The organism is Mesorhizobium escarrei (genome assembly GCF_935825525.1).
In the GTDB taxonomy this organism is placed as follows: Bacteria; Pseudomonadota; Alphaproteobacteria; order Rhizobiales; family Rhizobiaceae; genus Mesorhizobium; species Mesorhizobium escarrei.
In genome coordinates this window covers 21,531-36,258 of record NZ_CAKXZT010000137.1, presented here as the reverse complement: position 1 = coordinate 36,258, position 14,728 = coordinate 21,531, and the positions used below count along the sequence as shown (strand labels likewise).

General features: G+C 60.2%; 11 protein-coding genes and 1 pseudogene. 8 read left to right on the top strand and 4 right to left on the bottom strand.

Going from position 1 to position 14,728, the window contains the following annotated elements; genetic code table 11:
• Positions 1–630 precede the first annotated feature (630 nt).
• Genes NMG80_RS21560 through NMG80_RS21550 form a run of 3 tightly spaced genes read left to right on the top strand, consistent with a single transcriptional unit; the run spans position 631 to position 4,299 of the window.
• Complete coding sequence (locus NMG80_RS21560) at positions 631–1,845, top strand: glycosyltransferase family protein (RefSeq protein ID WP_254019984.1); 1,215 nt, start codon at positions 631–633, stop codon at positions 1,843–1,845.
• 1 nt (position 1,846) lies between these two features.
• On the top strand, positions 1,847–3,091 hold the full coding sequence (locus tag NMG80_RS21555; RefSeq protein WP_254019983.1) for a glycosyltransferase: 1,245 nt from the start codon (positions 1,847–1,849) through the stop codon (positions 3,089–3,091).
• Positions 3,088–4,299 (top strand): glycosyltransferase family protein, encoded by a 1,212-nt coding sequence (locus NMG80_RS21550; protein WP_254019982.1) that lies wholly within the window; start codon positions 3,088–3,090, stop codon positions 4,297–4,299. The genes NMG80_RS21555 and NMG80_RS21550 overlap by 4 nt, the downstream gene beginning before the upstream one ends.
• A 104-nt stretch (positions 4,300–4,403) precedes the next feature.
• On the opposite strand, the gene NMG80_RS21545 is transcribed toward NMG80_RS21550, so the two are convergent.
• Both NMG80_RS21545 and NMG80_RS21540 read right to left on the bottom strand, forming a co-directional pair.
• On the bottom strand, positions 4,404–5,078 hold the full coding sequence (locus NMG80_RS21545) for a class I SAM-dependent methyltransferase (RefSeq protein WP_436798648.1): 675 nt from the start codon (positions 5,076–5,078) through the stop codon (positions 4,404–4,406).
• 98 nt (positions 5,079–5,176) lie between these two features.
• A complete protein-coding gene (locus NMG80_RS21540) occupies positions 5,177–5,512 on the bottom strand; it encodes a hypothetical protein (protein ID WP_254019981.1) in 336 nt (111 codons plus the stop codon).
• Between the two features lie 29 nt (positions 5,513–5,541).
• On the opposite strand from NMG80_RS21540, the gene NMG80_RS21535 reads away from it, so the two are divergent.
• The 3 genes from NMG80_RS21535 to NMG80_RS21525 all read left to right on the top strand — a co-directional run bounded on the left by NMG80_RS21535 (position 5,542) and on the right by NMG80_RS21525 (position 9,964).
• Entirely contained in the window at positions 5,542–8,256 is a 2,715-nt protein-coding gene (locus tag NMG80_RS21535; RefSeq protein WP_254019980.1) for an ABC transporter transmembrane domain-containing protein, read from the top strand.
• Between the two features lie 281 nt (positions 8,257–8,537).
• The gene (locus NMG80_RS21530) at positions 8,538–8,987 is read left to right on the top strand and encodes a cyclic nucleotide-binding domain-containing protein (RefSeq protein ID WP_254019979.1); all 450 of its coding nucleotides are present in this window, start codon (positions 8,538–8,540) and stop codon (positions 8,985–8,987) included.
• A 122-nt stretch (positions 8,988–9,109) separates the two neighbouring features.
• Entirely contained in the window at positions 9,110–9,964 is an 855-nt protein-coding gene (locus NMG80_RS21525; RefSeq protein ID WP_254019978.1) for an MBL fold metallo-hydrolase, read from the top strand.
• A gap of 1 nt (position 9,965) precedes the next feature.
• Here NMG80_RS21525 and NMG80_RS21520 read toward each other — a convergent pair whose 3' ends face one another.
• Complete coding sequence (locus tag NMG80_RS21520; RefSeq protein WP_254019977.1) at positions 9,966–10,730, bottom strand: polysaccharide deacetylase family protein; 765 nt, start codon at positions 10,728–10,730, stop codon at positions 9,966–9,968.
• Positions 10,727–11,815, bottom strand: a complete 1,089-nt coding sequence (locus tag NMG80_RS21515) for a glycosyltransferase family 4 protein (protein ID WP_254019976.1) — start codon at positions 11,813–11,815, stop codon at positions 10,727–10,729. The genes NMG80_RS21520 and NMG80_RS21515 overlap by 4 nt, the downstream gene beginning before the upstream one ends.
• 92 nt (positions 11,816–11,907) lie before the next feature.
• Here NMG80_RS21515 and NMG80_RS21510 point away from each other — a divergent pair, with 92 nt between their 5' ends.
• A complete protein-coding gene (locus NMG80_RS21510) occupies positions 11,908–13,068 on the top strand; it encodes a DUF3095 domain-containing protein (protein ID WP_254019987.1) in 1,161 nt (386 codons plus the stop codon).
• Positions 13,069–13,195: 127 nt separating this feature from the next.
• Positions 13,196–14,537 (top strand): annotated as a pseudogene (locus NMG80_RS21505) (nucleotide sugar dehydrogenase).
• Positions 14,538–14,728 lie beyond the last annotated feature (191 nt).

Here is a 14,728-nt window from a genome sequence, read left to right as displayed (position 1 = left end):
CGCGGCGGCAAGGGAATGGCTCGATGGAACACAACGCATCTGGCATATCGCTCCGTTCTCGAAAATAAGCTGTGGACGAGGCATCCTGCTGGTATAAATGTTGGTACAAAAACAGAATTCTGTAACGTTTACAAGAATATATGGTAGCCTCTCCCGCTACCACCTTGCATATTGTCCTTGCCATTTGAGGACATCTCCGCTCCACAAGCACCGTCGGGGCCTGGCTTGGGTGTGTAACTGCACGAGCCTTTTTCCTATCTCGTGCCGCTTGGCAAGGTCGGGAACTTCGACTGTTTGCAATTCGCCTCTAGGATTTGGGCGCGAGATACGCTTGGGCTGTGAGAGGTAGGGGCGCATGGCGGGAAAGAGGTCCGGTAAAGTTTCCCGCAAGAAGGCCACGGTGACCACACGGTCGACCTCCGGTGTGGGAGAATCCGAGATGGTCAATACCAGTGAAATGATGCAGGTTCTACTGGACCACGTGACAAGCTTCTGCATATGGACCCTCTCGGGTAATACAAATTGAAAATTGCGCCCTCATGTTTCAAAACAGCTCGGTAGACCCGCGAGGATGGTTTCGTGCGGGTCGCCGATGGTCCTCAAGCCGAGAATTCTAAAAGACGTTCAACAATGACCCAGCACGTACACAACGCTCGAATTCTCATGTACAGCCACGACACGTTCGGGCTCGGCCACTTGCAGCGCTGCCGGACGATCGCGCATTCGCTGGTCGAGGATTTCCGCGGACTTCAGGTGCTTATCATTTCGGGTGCGACTATCGCTGGCGCCTTCGACTACCGCGCCCGTGTCGACTTCGTGAAGATCCCCAGCGTCATCAAGTTGCGCAACGGCGAATACACCTCGCTGGAAAAGGATATCGATCTGCATGAGACGCTAAGGATGCGCCAGTCGATCATCCGCCACACAGCCGAGACCTTCCGGCCGGATGTTTTCATCGTCGACAAGGAACCGCTCGGCCTGCGCGGTGAGATCGAGGACACGCTGTCCTACCTCAAGACGCGGGGTACCACGCTCGTGCTTGGCCTGCGCGAGGTGATGGACGCACCGCATCTGCTCGAAGCAGAGTGGGCACGCAGGGATGTGATGCGCAAGATAGGCCTGTTCTACGACAAGGTCTGGATCTATGGTCCGCCGGATTTCTACGATCCGTTGACCGGCTTGGATGTGCCGCCGGCTGTCAGGGCAAAGATGAAGTTCGTCGGTTTCCTGCAACGGAGCCTGCAGAAGAACGAGTTGCCCGGCCACCGCCCCGAGGGCGACTATATTCTCATTACCACCGGTGGCGGCGGTGACGGCGCCGAACTGATCCACAGCGTCATCGATGCCTATCAGCAGGATCCGCAATTGCAGCATAGGGCGCTGATCGTGCTTGGGCCTTACATGCCGGCGCGCAAGCGCAACAAGCTGCTCAAGAAGGGGTCCAAGATCCCCTATATCAAGATCATCGAGTTCGACAACCGCATGGAGGAGCTGATTGCCGGCGCCAAGGCAGTCGTTGCGATGGGCGGTTACAACACCTATTGCGAGATACTGTCTTTCGACAAGCCGGCGCTGATCGTGCCGCGCGTCAAGCCCCGCGAGGAACAACTGATCCGAGCACGGCGCGCAGCCGAACTCGGCCTCATCGAGATGCTTTTGCCGGAAGAAGCCGAGGATTCGCAGCGGTTTGCCAATGCACTGGAGGTGCTGCCGGACCGGCCCGGCCCATCGCAGAGCCATCCGCATCTGACGCTGGAAGGGCTGCCTCACATTTCCGAAATCGTCGCGGAACTGCTCGACCGGCGGGGCGGCCATCACCTTTCGGTCATTGAAGGCATGAACTGAGTTGCAACATCGCAAGATCGTCGTGGTTCTGAAGGGCTATCCGCGCCTGTCGGAAACCTTCATCGCGCAGGAACTGCTCGGTCTGGAGCGTGCGGGGTTCGACCTGATTCTCGTCGCGCTCAGGCGACCGACCGACGCAAAACGCCACCCCGTGCATGACGAGATCAAAGCGCCCGTCCATTATCTGCCGGAATATCTGCATGAAGAGCCGCTGCGCGTGTTTCGCTCGCTGTTTGCTTATCTGCTGCGGCCGGGCTTCTGGCGCGCGCTCGGATTGCTGGCTATCGATATCCCCCGAGACTTTACGCGCAATCGCGCGCGCCGCTTCGGGCAAGCGCTCGTGCTAGCGGCCGAATGGCCGGAAGACGCGGGCTGGCTGCATGCACATTTCGCGCACACACCGGCATCGGTGACGCGCTATGCCAGCCAGCTTCGTGGCCTGCCCTGGAGCTGCTCGGCCCATGCCAAGGACATCTGGACTTCGGCGGACTGGGATCTGGCTGGCAAGCTTTCCTCGGCGCGCTGGACGGTCACTTGCACGAAAGCCGGCTTCGACCGTCTGAAAAAACTCGCTAATGGCAATTCGTCTGTGCATCTGAGCTATCATGGGCTCGACCTTGATCGCTTCGGCGGTTTCGGCGAGGCGCGAAAACAGCATGACGGCTCGGCGCCGGACGAACCGGTTATCGTTCTGAGTGTCGGGCGCGCCGTTGAAAAGAAAGGTTACGATACCTTGCTGGAGGCCCTTGCCCTCTTGCCTGGTGATTTGGCGTGGCGTTTCGAGCATATCGGCGGCGGCGAGGAACTGGAACGGTTCAAGGCGTTGGCGCAAAAGCTCGGACTGGATGGTCGCGTCTCTTGGAAAGGCGCGCTTGCGCAGGAGGAGGTGCTTGAGCACTACCGCTGCGCCGACATCTTCGCCCTGGCCTGCAGGATCACCGCAAATGGCGACCGGGACGGTCTGCCGAATGTTCTGGTGGAGGCGGCTAGCCAGCGGCTTGCCTGCGTGTCGACCGATATTTCCGGCGTGCCGGAGCTTTTATCGCCGGATGAAACCGGGCTGCTGGTTCCGACGGAAGACCCAATTGCCCTGGCGCAGGCGCTGGAGCGCCTGATCCGTGATCCCGTGCTGCGCGCCCGTCTCGGCGACGCCGCAGAGCGGCGCGTGCGCGGCAATTTCGATCATATGGCAAGCATTGGACAGCTCAAGGAACTGTTCGAGCGGGAGTGGCGGGCCGCCGAATGAAGCGGCTGCGCGCTTTCTTCTATGTCCAGCACCTGCTCGGTATCGGCCATCTCGCGCGCGCCAGCCGCATTGCGGCGGCTCTGGTCGATGACGGGTTTGACGTAACCGTCGTGACCGGCGGAGCGCCGATCGCGGGGTTTCCGGGACCGGGTGTAAAATCTGTAACCCTGCCACCAGTCACCTCCGGTGATGAAGGATTTTCCGGACTTGTCGACCTGCAGGGCAAACCCATCGACGATGATTTCAAGAAATGGCGTTCAGAGATGCTGCTGCAGGCATTCGGGGATTGCAGGCCTGATATCGTCATTGTCGAGGCGTTTCCATTTGGACGCCGGCAGATGCGTTTCGAACTCCTGCCGCTGATCGAGGCCATCGACGCGACGTCGCCCCGACCGCTGCTGGCGACATCCGTTCGTGATATCCTTCAGGAGCGCGTCAAGCCGGGCCGAAACGAGGAAACGGTCGATCTCATCAACAGGCATTTCGACCTTGTTATGGTCCATGGAGATCCGGCTTTCGCAACCATCGACAAGACATTTCCACTGGCTGGGGCGATCAAAGCCGAGGTCACCTACACAGGGCTCGTTGCCGCGTCGCCATCGCCCGCGGCCTCCGAGCGCTTCGACGTTCTGGTGTCGGTTGGCGGCGGGGCTGCCGGAAAGAGCCTTGTCAGTTCCACCATCAAAGCGGCGCGGAATGCCAACAACGCTTGGAAATGGTGTTTGATCACCGGCCCAAACCTGCCGAAAGACGAGTTTGACGCGATCGCACGCGATGCCACGCCGGTCCTGTCCATCTTCCGGTTCCGCGAGGATTTCGCCAGCCTGCTGACCGGCGCCCGCCTGTCAGTCTCGCAGGCGGGTTACAACACGGTCTGCGATGTCCTGCGCGCGGGTTGTCGCTCCCTGCTCGTTCCATTTGCAGCCGGCGGGGAAACCGAACAGACGGTTCGCGCCCTGATGCTCGAAGAAATCGGTCTTGCAACGGTGCTGATGGAAAAGGACCTAACGCCTGAAGGTTTGGCGCAAGCGATCGAACAGGCGCTTGTGGGACCGACCCCATCCGCGCATCGTCTCGATCTGGAAGGCGCGCGTCGCTCGGCGCAAACCCTGCGCGAGCGGTATCGAACATGGTCCCTAAAAGTGGGTCCCGGTTTCGGAAAAGTTCATGATCAAACAGACGATAGATCATACGCGCGTCGCGTCTGAGATTCGCGCGACGCGCTCAGGTCCTTGTTTTTATGCATTCGTTGTCCCAAAACCGCTACGCACCCTCGGGTCGGGCCCGAGGGCATGCTTTTGGGCGAAATGCATCAAACAGTTCCAATCAGCATGAAGCGCGTATAATTTTTTGTTGGCAGTTCGCCGGAGAACCGCACCTCCCGTAGCGCCGCCATTGCTTCGAAGGCTGCAAGTGAAGCCGCGCAGTTGATGTGCGTCGGCTCGCTGAAATAGTCGTTCGATTGCAGCAGTACATTCGCGCCCCGCGGAAGCAGAGCAAGCCAGGCGCGCAGATCGGCTATGTGTTCGCAGCTCGTATTGACCATCAGGTCGGGCCGCCCGGCCGTATAGTCGAGTGCGTACATATCTGCCGTCAGCGCCCGGAACCGGTCGCCGGCTTCCCGGTTGAGGGTCCGGGCGACCGCCGCGACTTCGGGATCGATGTCGATGCTATCGACCGCCGCGATGTCGAAGCGGGCGTCGTTGAAAAGCATTGCCGGCAATACGCCGTACCATCCACCCAGAACCCATATGCGCCCGAACCGGCCACCGCAGCATTCGAACAGCCTGTCGAGCGCCCACATCTTGCAGGCGACCTGCTTGTGGTTGAAGGCGTTGGCGATATCGGCCTTCGGATGCTTGGTGATGACGCGCGCCAGCCCTGCCACCAGAGGGCAGTTGACATAGGCAGCAATTCCCCGCGTGAGGTCAAAGGCTTGCTCGTGCCAGTCCAGCCCGGCATTGCGTGGTTGCGTGACATCCATCATATTCGTCTTGTATGTTTGGATTTCGGGCGACACAACGCAAACTTGCCTCCCGCAAGGCTGTTTGATTCGCGGACGTGATTATGCTGCAAGCCGCTTCGTCATTGCCCGGTGCCGGAGAGAGCCTGTTGCATCTGTCCGGACCATCGGCGTCCATCCGCCAGCACCAGCGGCGCAGCTGCGGCCTCGTGCTGCTCTTCTATTCGCCAAAACCCTACGGAAGCCGCGAACCGTTTGGCCAGCTGCTTTCTTCGCTGATCAGCAATGCCTATGTCGTTGTCATCGACCATGCGCCGGAACTGGATCGCGCCACCTCGCAGGTTCCTTCCATCGTTGAGCGCAGGACAATCTCCGTGCACTGCAGCTTCGAGCTTGTCGTTGGCGACGAAGAAATTGCCGATACGCCATTCGCCAGCAGGTGCTTTTACATCCTGCATCCTTCCAACTGAAGGGTCCACAGCCGCATATGGAACCCAGCCTAGCCCGCTATATCTGGACTCACACCAAGAAGCAGCAGCTATGGATATTGATGATCGTCGTGCTTTCGATGATCCCGTATTTCATGTCCTTCGACCTGCCGAAGCTGATCATCAACGGCCCGATCCAAGGTAGGGGCTTCGAGCAACCGGGCGCGACCCAGCCATTCATGAGGCTACACTATAACCTACCGTTCATCGGAGAGGTCCAGTTCTTCTCCGGTTTTCAGCTCGACCGCGAGGCGACGCTGTTTGCCCTGAGCCTTGTGTTCCTCTTGCTAGTCGTTATCAACGGCCTGTTCAAACTCTACATCAACACCTACAAGGGCCGCCTCGGCGAACGCATGCTGCGGCGTATCCGCTTCGATCTGGTCGATCGTGTGCTGCGGTTTCCGCCGTTTTACTTCAAGCGGGTGAAATCCGCCGAAGTGGCGACCATGGTGAAGGACGAGGTGGAGCCGCTGGGCGGCTTCATCGGCGATGCCTTCGTGCAGCCGGTGCTGCTCGGCGGCCAGGCGCTGACGGCCATGCTGTTCATCGTGGTCCAGAATTTCTGGCTCGGAATGATAGCGGCCGGGATCGTGGCCATCCAAATCGTGCTCATCCCGCGAATGCGGCGGCGGCTGATCGTGCTCGGGCGCGAACGGCAGTTGACGGCGCGCGCGCTTTCGGGCCGGGTTGGCGAAATCGTCGACGGCATCGGCGCGGTTCACGTCCACGACACATCAAACTACGAGCGCGCCGACATAGCTGCCCGGCTCGGACTCATCTTCAAGATCCGCTTCGATCTTTACCAATGGAAATTCATGGTGAAGTTCCTCAACAATTTTCTCGCGCAGGTCACGCCCTTTCTGTTCTACATGATCGGCGGGTATCTGGTCATCCAGGGGCGGCTGGACGTCGGTCAGCTCGTGGCCGTGATCGGCGCCTACAAGGACCTGCCCGGACCGATGAAGGAACTGATCGACTGGGATCAGGCGCGGCAGGATGTCCAGGTCAAATATCAGCAGGTCGTTGAACAATTCACCGTCGATCGTCTCATTGCGCCGAGGATCGGGGTATTGACGATCGATGATCCCGATCCAATGACCAACCCCCTGTCGGCGATCAATCTGTCCATAGCGGATGATGGCGGTGCAATGCTCCTCGACCGTGTCTCCCTCCAGGTCAAGCCGGGTGAGACGGTGGCGTTGGTCAGTACCGCAACAGGTGGAGCCGAGGCGCTTGCAGAAGCCTTCGCGAGGCTGAACTGGCCGGACAGCGGAAGGGTCGCTTCGGGCGCCGACGACCTGCTTGAACTCCCCGAAGCAGTGACCGGCCGGCGCATGTCCTATGCCTCGTCGGATGTTTTCCTGTTCCAGGCAAGCCTACGCGATAACCTGCTCTACGGGTTGAAGCATGCGCCGCTGACATCGGTGCCTTATGACGGTGCTGCGGCAGACCAGCACCGCTGGAACATGCACGAGGCGCGCCTGTCGGGCAATCCGGATCTTGATATCCACAGCGACTGGATCAACTATGCTTCCGCCGGCGCTACCGGCCCGCACGACCTCTTTGAAGCCGTGCGCCGGGTGCTCGACGCGGTTGTTCTATCGCGCGACATTCTGGATCTTGGCTTGCGCTCTTCGGCCGACCTCACGCGTCACACCGAGCTTGCCAGGCGGATCGTTGAACTGCGTGCGGCGCTGCGAACCCGGCTGGAACACGAGGGGCTGAGCGGACTGGTGGTTCCTTTCGAACCGGGCGCCTACAACAAGGAAGCAACGATCGGCCAAAACCTGCTCTTCGGCGCTGCCGCCGGCCCCGAACTGGCCGACAGGGCACTGGCGGCCAATCCCTATTTTGCTTCTGTGCTGAGGCAAGCCGGCCTCGACCGCACGCTCTACGAAATGGGCATGGAGATCGCCGAACAGGCGATCGAACTGTTTGCCGACCTGCCGGCCGATCACCAGTTCTTCCAGCAGCTCACCTTCATGAGCGCCGAGGAGATACCCACCTACGAAACCTTGCTGCAACGGCTCAAGAACCGTCCCCACGAGGCGGTTTCGGAGAACGACCGCGCCATGATCGTCACCTTGAGCTTTGCCTATATTGAGCCCCGGCACCGCTTCGGCCTGCTGAGCGACGAACTGATGAGCAAGATCGTCGCTGCACGCAACCTGTTCTATGAAAACCTGCCGCCCGAGCTGCAAAATGCGATCGAACGGTATGATCCTGCCAAATACATTGCCGCGGCCACCGTCATGGATAATGTCCTGTTCGGGCGTGTGGGCAAAAACCATCCCGACGCGCCGGACCGCATACGCTCCATCGTCTATGACATTCTTGACGAACTTGGGCTTTATGCCGAACTTCTGGATGTCGGCCTGGACTTCAATGTCGGCTCCGGCGGCAGGCGGCTGACCAGTGGACAGCGACAGAAGCTCGATGTTGCCCGGGCCCTGCTCAAGCGTCCCGATTTTCTCATTCTGAACCGGCCGCTGTCGGCGCTCGACCAGCGCATGCAGGATAAGGTGCTGCGAAACGTGCTCGAGGAAGCCAGGCGCGACGCCCATTCGCCGGCAATTGTGTGGGTCGTGACGAATCCGGCGATGGGGATGATGTTCGATCGCGTTATCGTCTTCGACATGGGCAAATTGGTGGAAGACGGAACACCCGAGACACTTTTGGCAGGGAACGGTATCTTCAAGGAACTGTTGTCATAGAGCAACGGACATTCAGATGGAATCATTCTGCCGGTGGGAATTTACTGCAAGGTCAAGGGATTCGACGACGGGCGTAGCGAGACCACATCCGCGCCGAAACCCGAAGGAGTTGCCGCAAATTCACCCGGCTCTTCGGGTTTTCGGCTGGCGGATACCCATTTTGCCAGGCGGCATCGCCCGATCGCTTCGCGTGGTTCGTCTCGCCATTCCGGAAACAGAATTCCATCTGGGCGTCCGTTGCTCTAGTCTGGCAAACGCGAATTTTGGGAAGGTTTGCGACAATGCTGCTCAAGGATGAAGTTGGAATGCTGCAACGCGTTCCCTTGTTCTCTGCCATCGAGCCGACAAAGCTCAAGCTGCTTGCCTTCACATCCGATCGTGTGAGCTACAGCGCCGGTCAGATCCTTTTCCGGCAGGGCGACGAGGGAGACGCCGCCTATGTCATCCTTTCAGGCAGGGCGGATATTCTGGTCGATTCCGACAGCGGACCGATAAAAGTTGCCGAACTGGAGCCAAATTCGATTGTTGGCGAGATTGCCATATTGTGCAACAGCTCCCGCACTGCCACCGTCAGAGCGGCAAGTCCGCTGGAAGTCTTGAGAATCCGCAAAGATCATTTCTTGAGGCTTATGAGTGAGTTCCCGGAAATGACCATCGAGATATTGCGGGTTCTTGCCGATCGTCTAAGCCATACGACCGCGGATCTGATCGACGCACGAAGCGCCAAATAGCGAATGACGTGCGCTCGACCCTCGCCGTCGTGATGGCACTGTCCTCTTGCTGAGAAGGTCGCCCGGAGAAAGCCTTTCTCGCCTAGCAGCAGTTGTTTGGCTAAGATGGTCGAAGGGGTAGCATGGACGACGACGTTTTCCTGGTCAGGTTTTGGGGTGTGCGCGGCAGCATTTCGGTATCAGGGCCAGAATTCTGTCGCTATGGCGGCAACACAATCTGCATTGAGATGCGCTGCGGTAAGCATACGCTTCTGTTCGACGCAGGCTCTGGCCTACGGCCTGCCGGCGCGGCGCTTCAGGCCTTGGCCGTGACCGATTTCGACCTGCTTTTCACCCATTGCCATTACGATCACATCATCGGGCTGCCGTCTTTTGCGCCGATCTATGACCGGAGCGTCAAGGTTACGCTTTGGTCCGGGCATCTTGCAGGACACATGACGACCCGGCAGATGGTCGATGAGTTCATGCGGCCGCCGTGGTTTCCGGTGAAGCTGGAGATCTGTAAGGCAAGCCTCGACTATCGCGATTTCGTATCCGGAGACGTGCTTCGGCCGCGCGAAGGGGTGGTGGTCCGAACCGGCAGTCTTATCCATCCGGGCGGCTGCATAGGCTACCGGGTCGAATGGGGCGGCCGCGTCGTGGCGGTGATCACAGACACTGAGCACGAACCGGACAAACTCGATCAGGCGGTGCTCGGCCTGATCGAAGACGCCGACCTCGTCATTTACGATTGCACCTACACCGAGGAGGAAATGGAACGCCGCCGCGGTTACGGGCACTCGACATGGCAACAGGGCGTCAAGCTTTGTGAGGCGGCCGGCGTGCGGGGGCTTGCGCTGTTTCACCACGATCCGACACGGACCGACGCGGAACTGGACGAGATCGAGAAACTGGCCAAAAACAGGTTTACCGGCGCTTTTGCCGCGCGGGATGGCCAAACGCTCAAATTTCCAGTCTCATTGCGCAAAAAGCGCTGAGCTATTTTCCTCTACCGGCGCTGCGCCCGATCAATGTCCTGATCGGAAGCCATGCGCAGGCTTCAGTCTGTGCGGTGACTGCGAACAGCCGTTCGAGGAAGAGCCAGGCCGATTCATCATGTACGAGATGGTGGGTGAGCAGGCCGACCGGTTCGCCGCCGTCGAATGCATGCTGCAATTGCGCGATGATAGCCTGAACCAATAGGCCATGATCGCGGCAGCCGCGCGTGCCGTGCCAATCCATGATGTCGACATTGCTGTTGATGACCGCCAGTGGAGCCGGCTTCGGCGGCCCATAGACCGACAATGCGGCAAATCCTATCGATCCAAGGTCGGATACCAAGCCGGCGTCGATCCTGTTCCAGGGCGGCACCAGCATCGGAACGGCACGTGCGCCGTGCAGGCCGGTTACGTGCGACAGCCCACGAGCCAGATCATCGAGCACCGCCTCGCGTGGCCGATGCGCGCCGAGCTCCTGCTTTTTCTGGTGCTCGGGCGCATGATTTCGGTGCGCCCAGCCATGGATGGCGACCGCGGCGTGCGGCGCCTCGCCAAGCCGAACGACAAGCTTCTCATCAGTCAGGGCTGGAATGACGGCCAGAGTGACCGGAACCGCGAAATCACCGGTGAGGTCGAGCAGCCGATCAAGCGCGGGCGTCGGATCCACGGCGTCGTCGTCGCGCAGCCAGAACTCTGCCTTACGGTTCGTCCGTTGCCGACACGCCAGTTCTTCCACCAAGGGCTGCCAGATCTGATCGGATGTCATGAAACCGGGATCTTCGCAAGAAGTTCGGCCAGACGCGCCGCTGCAACACCGAGGGAGCGTTCTTCGAGGATAAAACGTCTGGCTTCCGCCGCCATGACGGTTCTTTCGTCGGTACGGGCGAGAAGCCCTTCAATGGTAGAAGCGAATGCCGCCACATCGCCCGGTGGGGTGAGAAACCCGGTCTGGCCATCCCGCACGACCTCCGGCACGCCGGCGATGTCCTGAGCCACCACCGGAAGGCCGGCGGCCTGTGCTTCAAGATAGGCAACGCCATAGGCCTCGCCGTACCCCGGCCAGACGTAAATTCCCCCACTGTAGAGGACATCCGGCACGGCGGCTGGCTCAATCGCGCCAAGCCATTCGATACGGTCGGCGGGCAAGCCGGCGAATTGCGCTTTGACCTCGTCACGGGCAGGCCCATCCCCGACGACCGACATGGTCCAGGGGAGGTGGCCAATCTGACCGAGCGCCTGCGCCAGCATGCGATAGCTTTCGACTTTGTCGCCCGGGCGCATCATGGCGACGGTAACGAGGCGCGTCGGGCAACCCCGTGCCGGCATTTCCCGGAATACGGATGTGTCGATGAAGGGCGAAAGCATACGGAGAGCGGCGTCGGGAATCGCATCTGTCAGTCCCTGACGATCCCTTTGCGTGAAGCAGATGTTCAGCGCTGCCTGTTCGACGGCTCGCGCCACCAACGCTTGCGTATCGGCCCACAACCCTGCGTTGCGCCGCCTCGAATAGGAGGCTTCCGCTGTCACATAGGGGATAGCAAAGGCCGACGCCAGCTCGGGTCCGATCAGGTCGGGCGCCTTGTAGTAGGGATGATAGGAGAACCAGAGATCGGGCTTGCCGTCACGATCCCAAAGCACTGTCAGCCGCGCGGCTTCCTCTCGGGCCTGGATCTTGAGCGCATCGAAACTTTTCGACTCCGGTTCGCGTAGATAGAAGCGCAATTCGGATGCTAGTTCGACGCTATGCCCTCCATGCTCCAGCGCCTTGACCAGCATCCGTGCCATCTGGCGGTCGCCGGAGGCGACGGGATGATTGGGCGGCTTCAGCGGCGCGTAGAAGGCAATTCGCATCGCCGAACCCTATCATCGGAAAGCCTGCGCAAGTCAATTTCGAAGCATGATCGACTTCACCTTCAAGCAGTGGAATGTGCTATCTGATGCTCATGGAAACAGCTGCCGCGTCCGACCCGTTTGTCGCTTCTTTGCCGGTTTTCGCAAAATTCGAAAGCGTTGCCGATATCGATAACTATCGGCCTCTCCCGGATGGCTGGGCGCTGGCCACCGCCGACATCGTCGGCTCGACCAAGGCGATTGAGGCTGGGCGCTATAAAACCGTCAATATGGCCGGCGCCAGCGTCATTTCGGCGCTGCTCAATGCGCTGGGTCGGCAAGATCTTCCCTTTGTCTTCGGCGGCGACGGCGCGCTCGTGGCGTTTCCCGGCTCGGCGCTGGAGATCACCCGGAGCGCGCTGGCGGCTGTCCAGAGATGGGTGGCGGACGAACTGGACCTGACCTTGCGTGCCGCAATCGTGCCGATAAAGGATATAAGAGCGCAAGGCCTCGACGTTCGCGTGGCGAGGTTCCGGGCCTCCGAAGCGGTCTTTTATGCCATGTTCGCCGGCGGCGGCGGCAGTTGGGCGGAAGCCGAGATGAAAGCGGGGCGCTACCGCATCGATCCTGCGCCGGCCGGCACGCGGCCGGATCTGACCGGCCTCTCCTGCCGCTGGAACCCGATCGAAGCCCGGCATGGCGAAATCGTCTCGATCATAGCCATACCGGGGCCGTCACGCGACTTGCGCGGTTTTCAGTTTCTGGCTTCCGACATCATCGCCCTTGCCGGCGGGCAGGAACGCGATGGCCACCCGTTGCCGGTGGACGGGCCGGACTACAGTTTTTCGCCCGCCGGCCTCGATATCGAGGCGCGGGCCATGGCGCCGGCAGGATGGCGGTGGCTGTCGAAGCTGTGGATATTGCTCCAGCTGACGCTTACGGCTGTCACCGATAGATATGGCTGGACGATCGGCAGTTTCGATCCGAAGATCTACAAACGCGACGTGGCCAGCAATTCGGATTTCCGAAAGTTCGACGACGGCTTGAAGATGACTATCGACGTTGACGCGGATGTGTTGCAACGGATCGAGGACCGGCTGAAACAGGCGGAAGAGGCGGGCATCTGCAACTATGGCCTGCACCGCCAGAAATCGGCCTTGATGACATGCCTCGTCGCCTCGCCGCTGCAGCGCGATCACGTTCATTTCATCGATGGCGCCGCCGGCGGCTATGCGATGGCTGCCGCAAGCCTGAAGGCGAAGGTGCCGGTCTGACGACGGCTTGCCTGACGACGGCTTGCGGAAATCGATTTTCCGCAATATGCCTCGGGGTTCTTGGGGAACCAGGTGAGCCTCGCCATGGAAGCGGACGGGCCTGTCCGAATTGACGGAAAGCAGATTTTTGGACGGCTCACGATCGACATATGACCGTCTTCTGAACCGGATTTCGACGCGCAGCGCAAGTCGGCGTGATCGGATTGGGTTATGTCGGGTTGCCGCTGGCGGTTGCGATCGCACGCGCCGGCTTCCCGGTTTCCGGCTTCGACATCGAAGCCCAGAAGGTCGGGAGCCTGAACAACGGCCAATCCTATATTGAGGCGGTGACGTCGACAGCCCTTGCCGGCCAGGTGGCGAGCGGACGGTTCCGCGCCACTGCGGATTTTGCCGAACTGGCCGTCTGCGATGTCATCATCATTTGCGTTCCGACACCGCTGACGAAAAACCGTGAGCCGGACCTCTCCTTTGTCAGGAACACGGCAGGCACCATCGCGAAGCATCTGCGTCTCGGCCAGCTGATCGTGCTGGAATCGACCACTTATCCCGGCACCACCGACGACGTGATCAAGCCCATACTGGAAGAAACCGGCTTGCAGTCGAGGATAGACTTCTTCCTCGGCTTCTCGCCCGAACGCGAGGATCCCGGCAACCGCAGCTTTGAAGTCGCGACGATCCCCAAGGTCGTGGCAGGCGACGGCATTGAAGCGGCGACACTCGTGCAGGCTTTCTACCAGGGCGTGGTCAAGACCGTCGTGCCGGTTTCCACCACGGCGACCGCCGAGGCGGTCAAGCTGACGGAAAACATCTTCCGCTCGGTCAACATAGCCCTGGTCAACGAGTTGAAGGTCGTGCTCGGTGCGATGGGCATCGACATCTGGGAGGTGATCGAGGCGGCAAAGAGCAAGCCCTTCGGCTACATGCCTTTCTATCCTGGCCCCGGACTTGGCGGGCACTGCGTTCCGATCGATCCCTTCTACCTGACGTGGAAGGCGCGCGAATACGAACTGCCGACCCGCTTCATCGAGCTGGCGGCAGAGATCAACACGGCCATGCCGCGTCATGTGGTCGATGAACTGGCGAAGGCGCTGGACCGGCGCTGCGGCAAGGCGCTCAGCCGCTCGCGCATTCTCATCATCGGGCTCGCCTATAAGAAGAATGTGCCCGACATCCGCGAAAGCCCTTCATTGCGGCTCATTGAACTCATCGAGGAATGGGGCGGCAAGGCGGAATTCCACGATCCGCATGTTACCGAGATCCCGACCACACGGGAGCATATGGCGATCAAGGGGCGGCGCTCGGTCGAATTGACCGAGGCGGCCTTGAAGGATTTCGATGCTGTCGTCGTTGCAACCGACCACGACGCGATCGACTATCAGGCGATCGCTGATCACGCTCTTCTGATCGTCGACACACGCAATGTTTTTGGCCGGCTCGGGCTAGCCCGAGAGACGGTGGTGAAGGCCTGACGGCGTCTGAGCCGGCGAATTTTTTGCCTGATGTCAGGATCGTGATTGCACTCCGCCGGCAGCCTCGCCACATAATGCCCCTTCGCCGGCTTTTGCCGGCGAAGGGCATTATTGACTTCGAGGGTCTTATCTCTGGGGTCGTTAGCGGACCGTGTTGTGGCGGATCAAAGGAGAATGGCTCGTCTTCGACG

Excerpts from the sequence above, each read along its gene's own strand:
- NMG80_RS21560 (WP_254019984.1), top strand. The coding sequence starts at position 631 with ATGACCCAGCACGTACACAACGCTCGAATTCTCATGTACAGCCACGAC.
- NMG80_RS21545 (WP_436798648.1), bottom strand. The coding sequence starts at position 5,078 with ATGATGGATGTCACGCAACCACGCAATGCCGGGCTGGACTGGCACGAG.
- NMG80_RS21515 (WP_254019976.1), bottom strand. The coding sequence starts at position 11,815 with ATGCGAATTGCCTTCTACGCGCCGCTGAAGCCGCCCAATCATCCCGTC.
- NMG80_RS21520 (WP_254019977.1), bottom strand. The coding sequence starts at position 10,730 with ATGACATCCGATCAGATCTGGCAGCCCTTGGTGGAAGAACTGGCGTGT.
- NMG80_RS21530 (WP_254019979.1), top strand. The coding sequence starts at position 8,538 with ATGCTGCTCAAGGATGAAGTTGGAATGCTGCAACGCGTTCCCTTGTTC.
- NMG80_RS21510 (WP_254019987.1), top strand. The coding sequence starts at position 11,908 with ATGGAAACAGCTGCCGCGTCCGACCCGTTTGTCGCTTCTTTGCCGGTT.
- NMG80_RS21550 (WP_254019982.1), top strand. The coding sequence starts at position 3,088 with ATGAAGCGGCTGCGCGCTTTCTTCTATGTCCAGCACCTGCTCGGTATC.
- NMG80_RS21525 (WP_254019978.1), top strand. The coding sequence starts at position 9,110 with ATGGACGACGACGTTTTCCTGGTCAGGTTTTGGGGTGTGCGCGGCAGC.
- NMG80_RS21535 (WP_254019980.1), top strand. The coding sequence starts at position 5,542 with ATGGAACCCAGCCTAGCCCGCTATATCTGGACTCACACCAAGAAGCAG.
- NMG80_RS21540 (WP_254019981.1), bottom strand. The coding sequence starts at position 5,512 with ATGCAGGATGTAAAAGCACCTGCTGGCGAATGGCGTATCGGCAATTTC.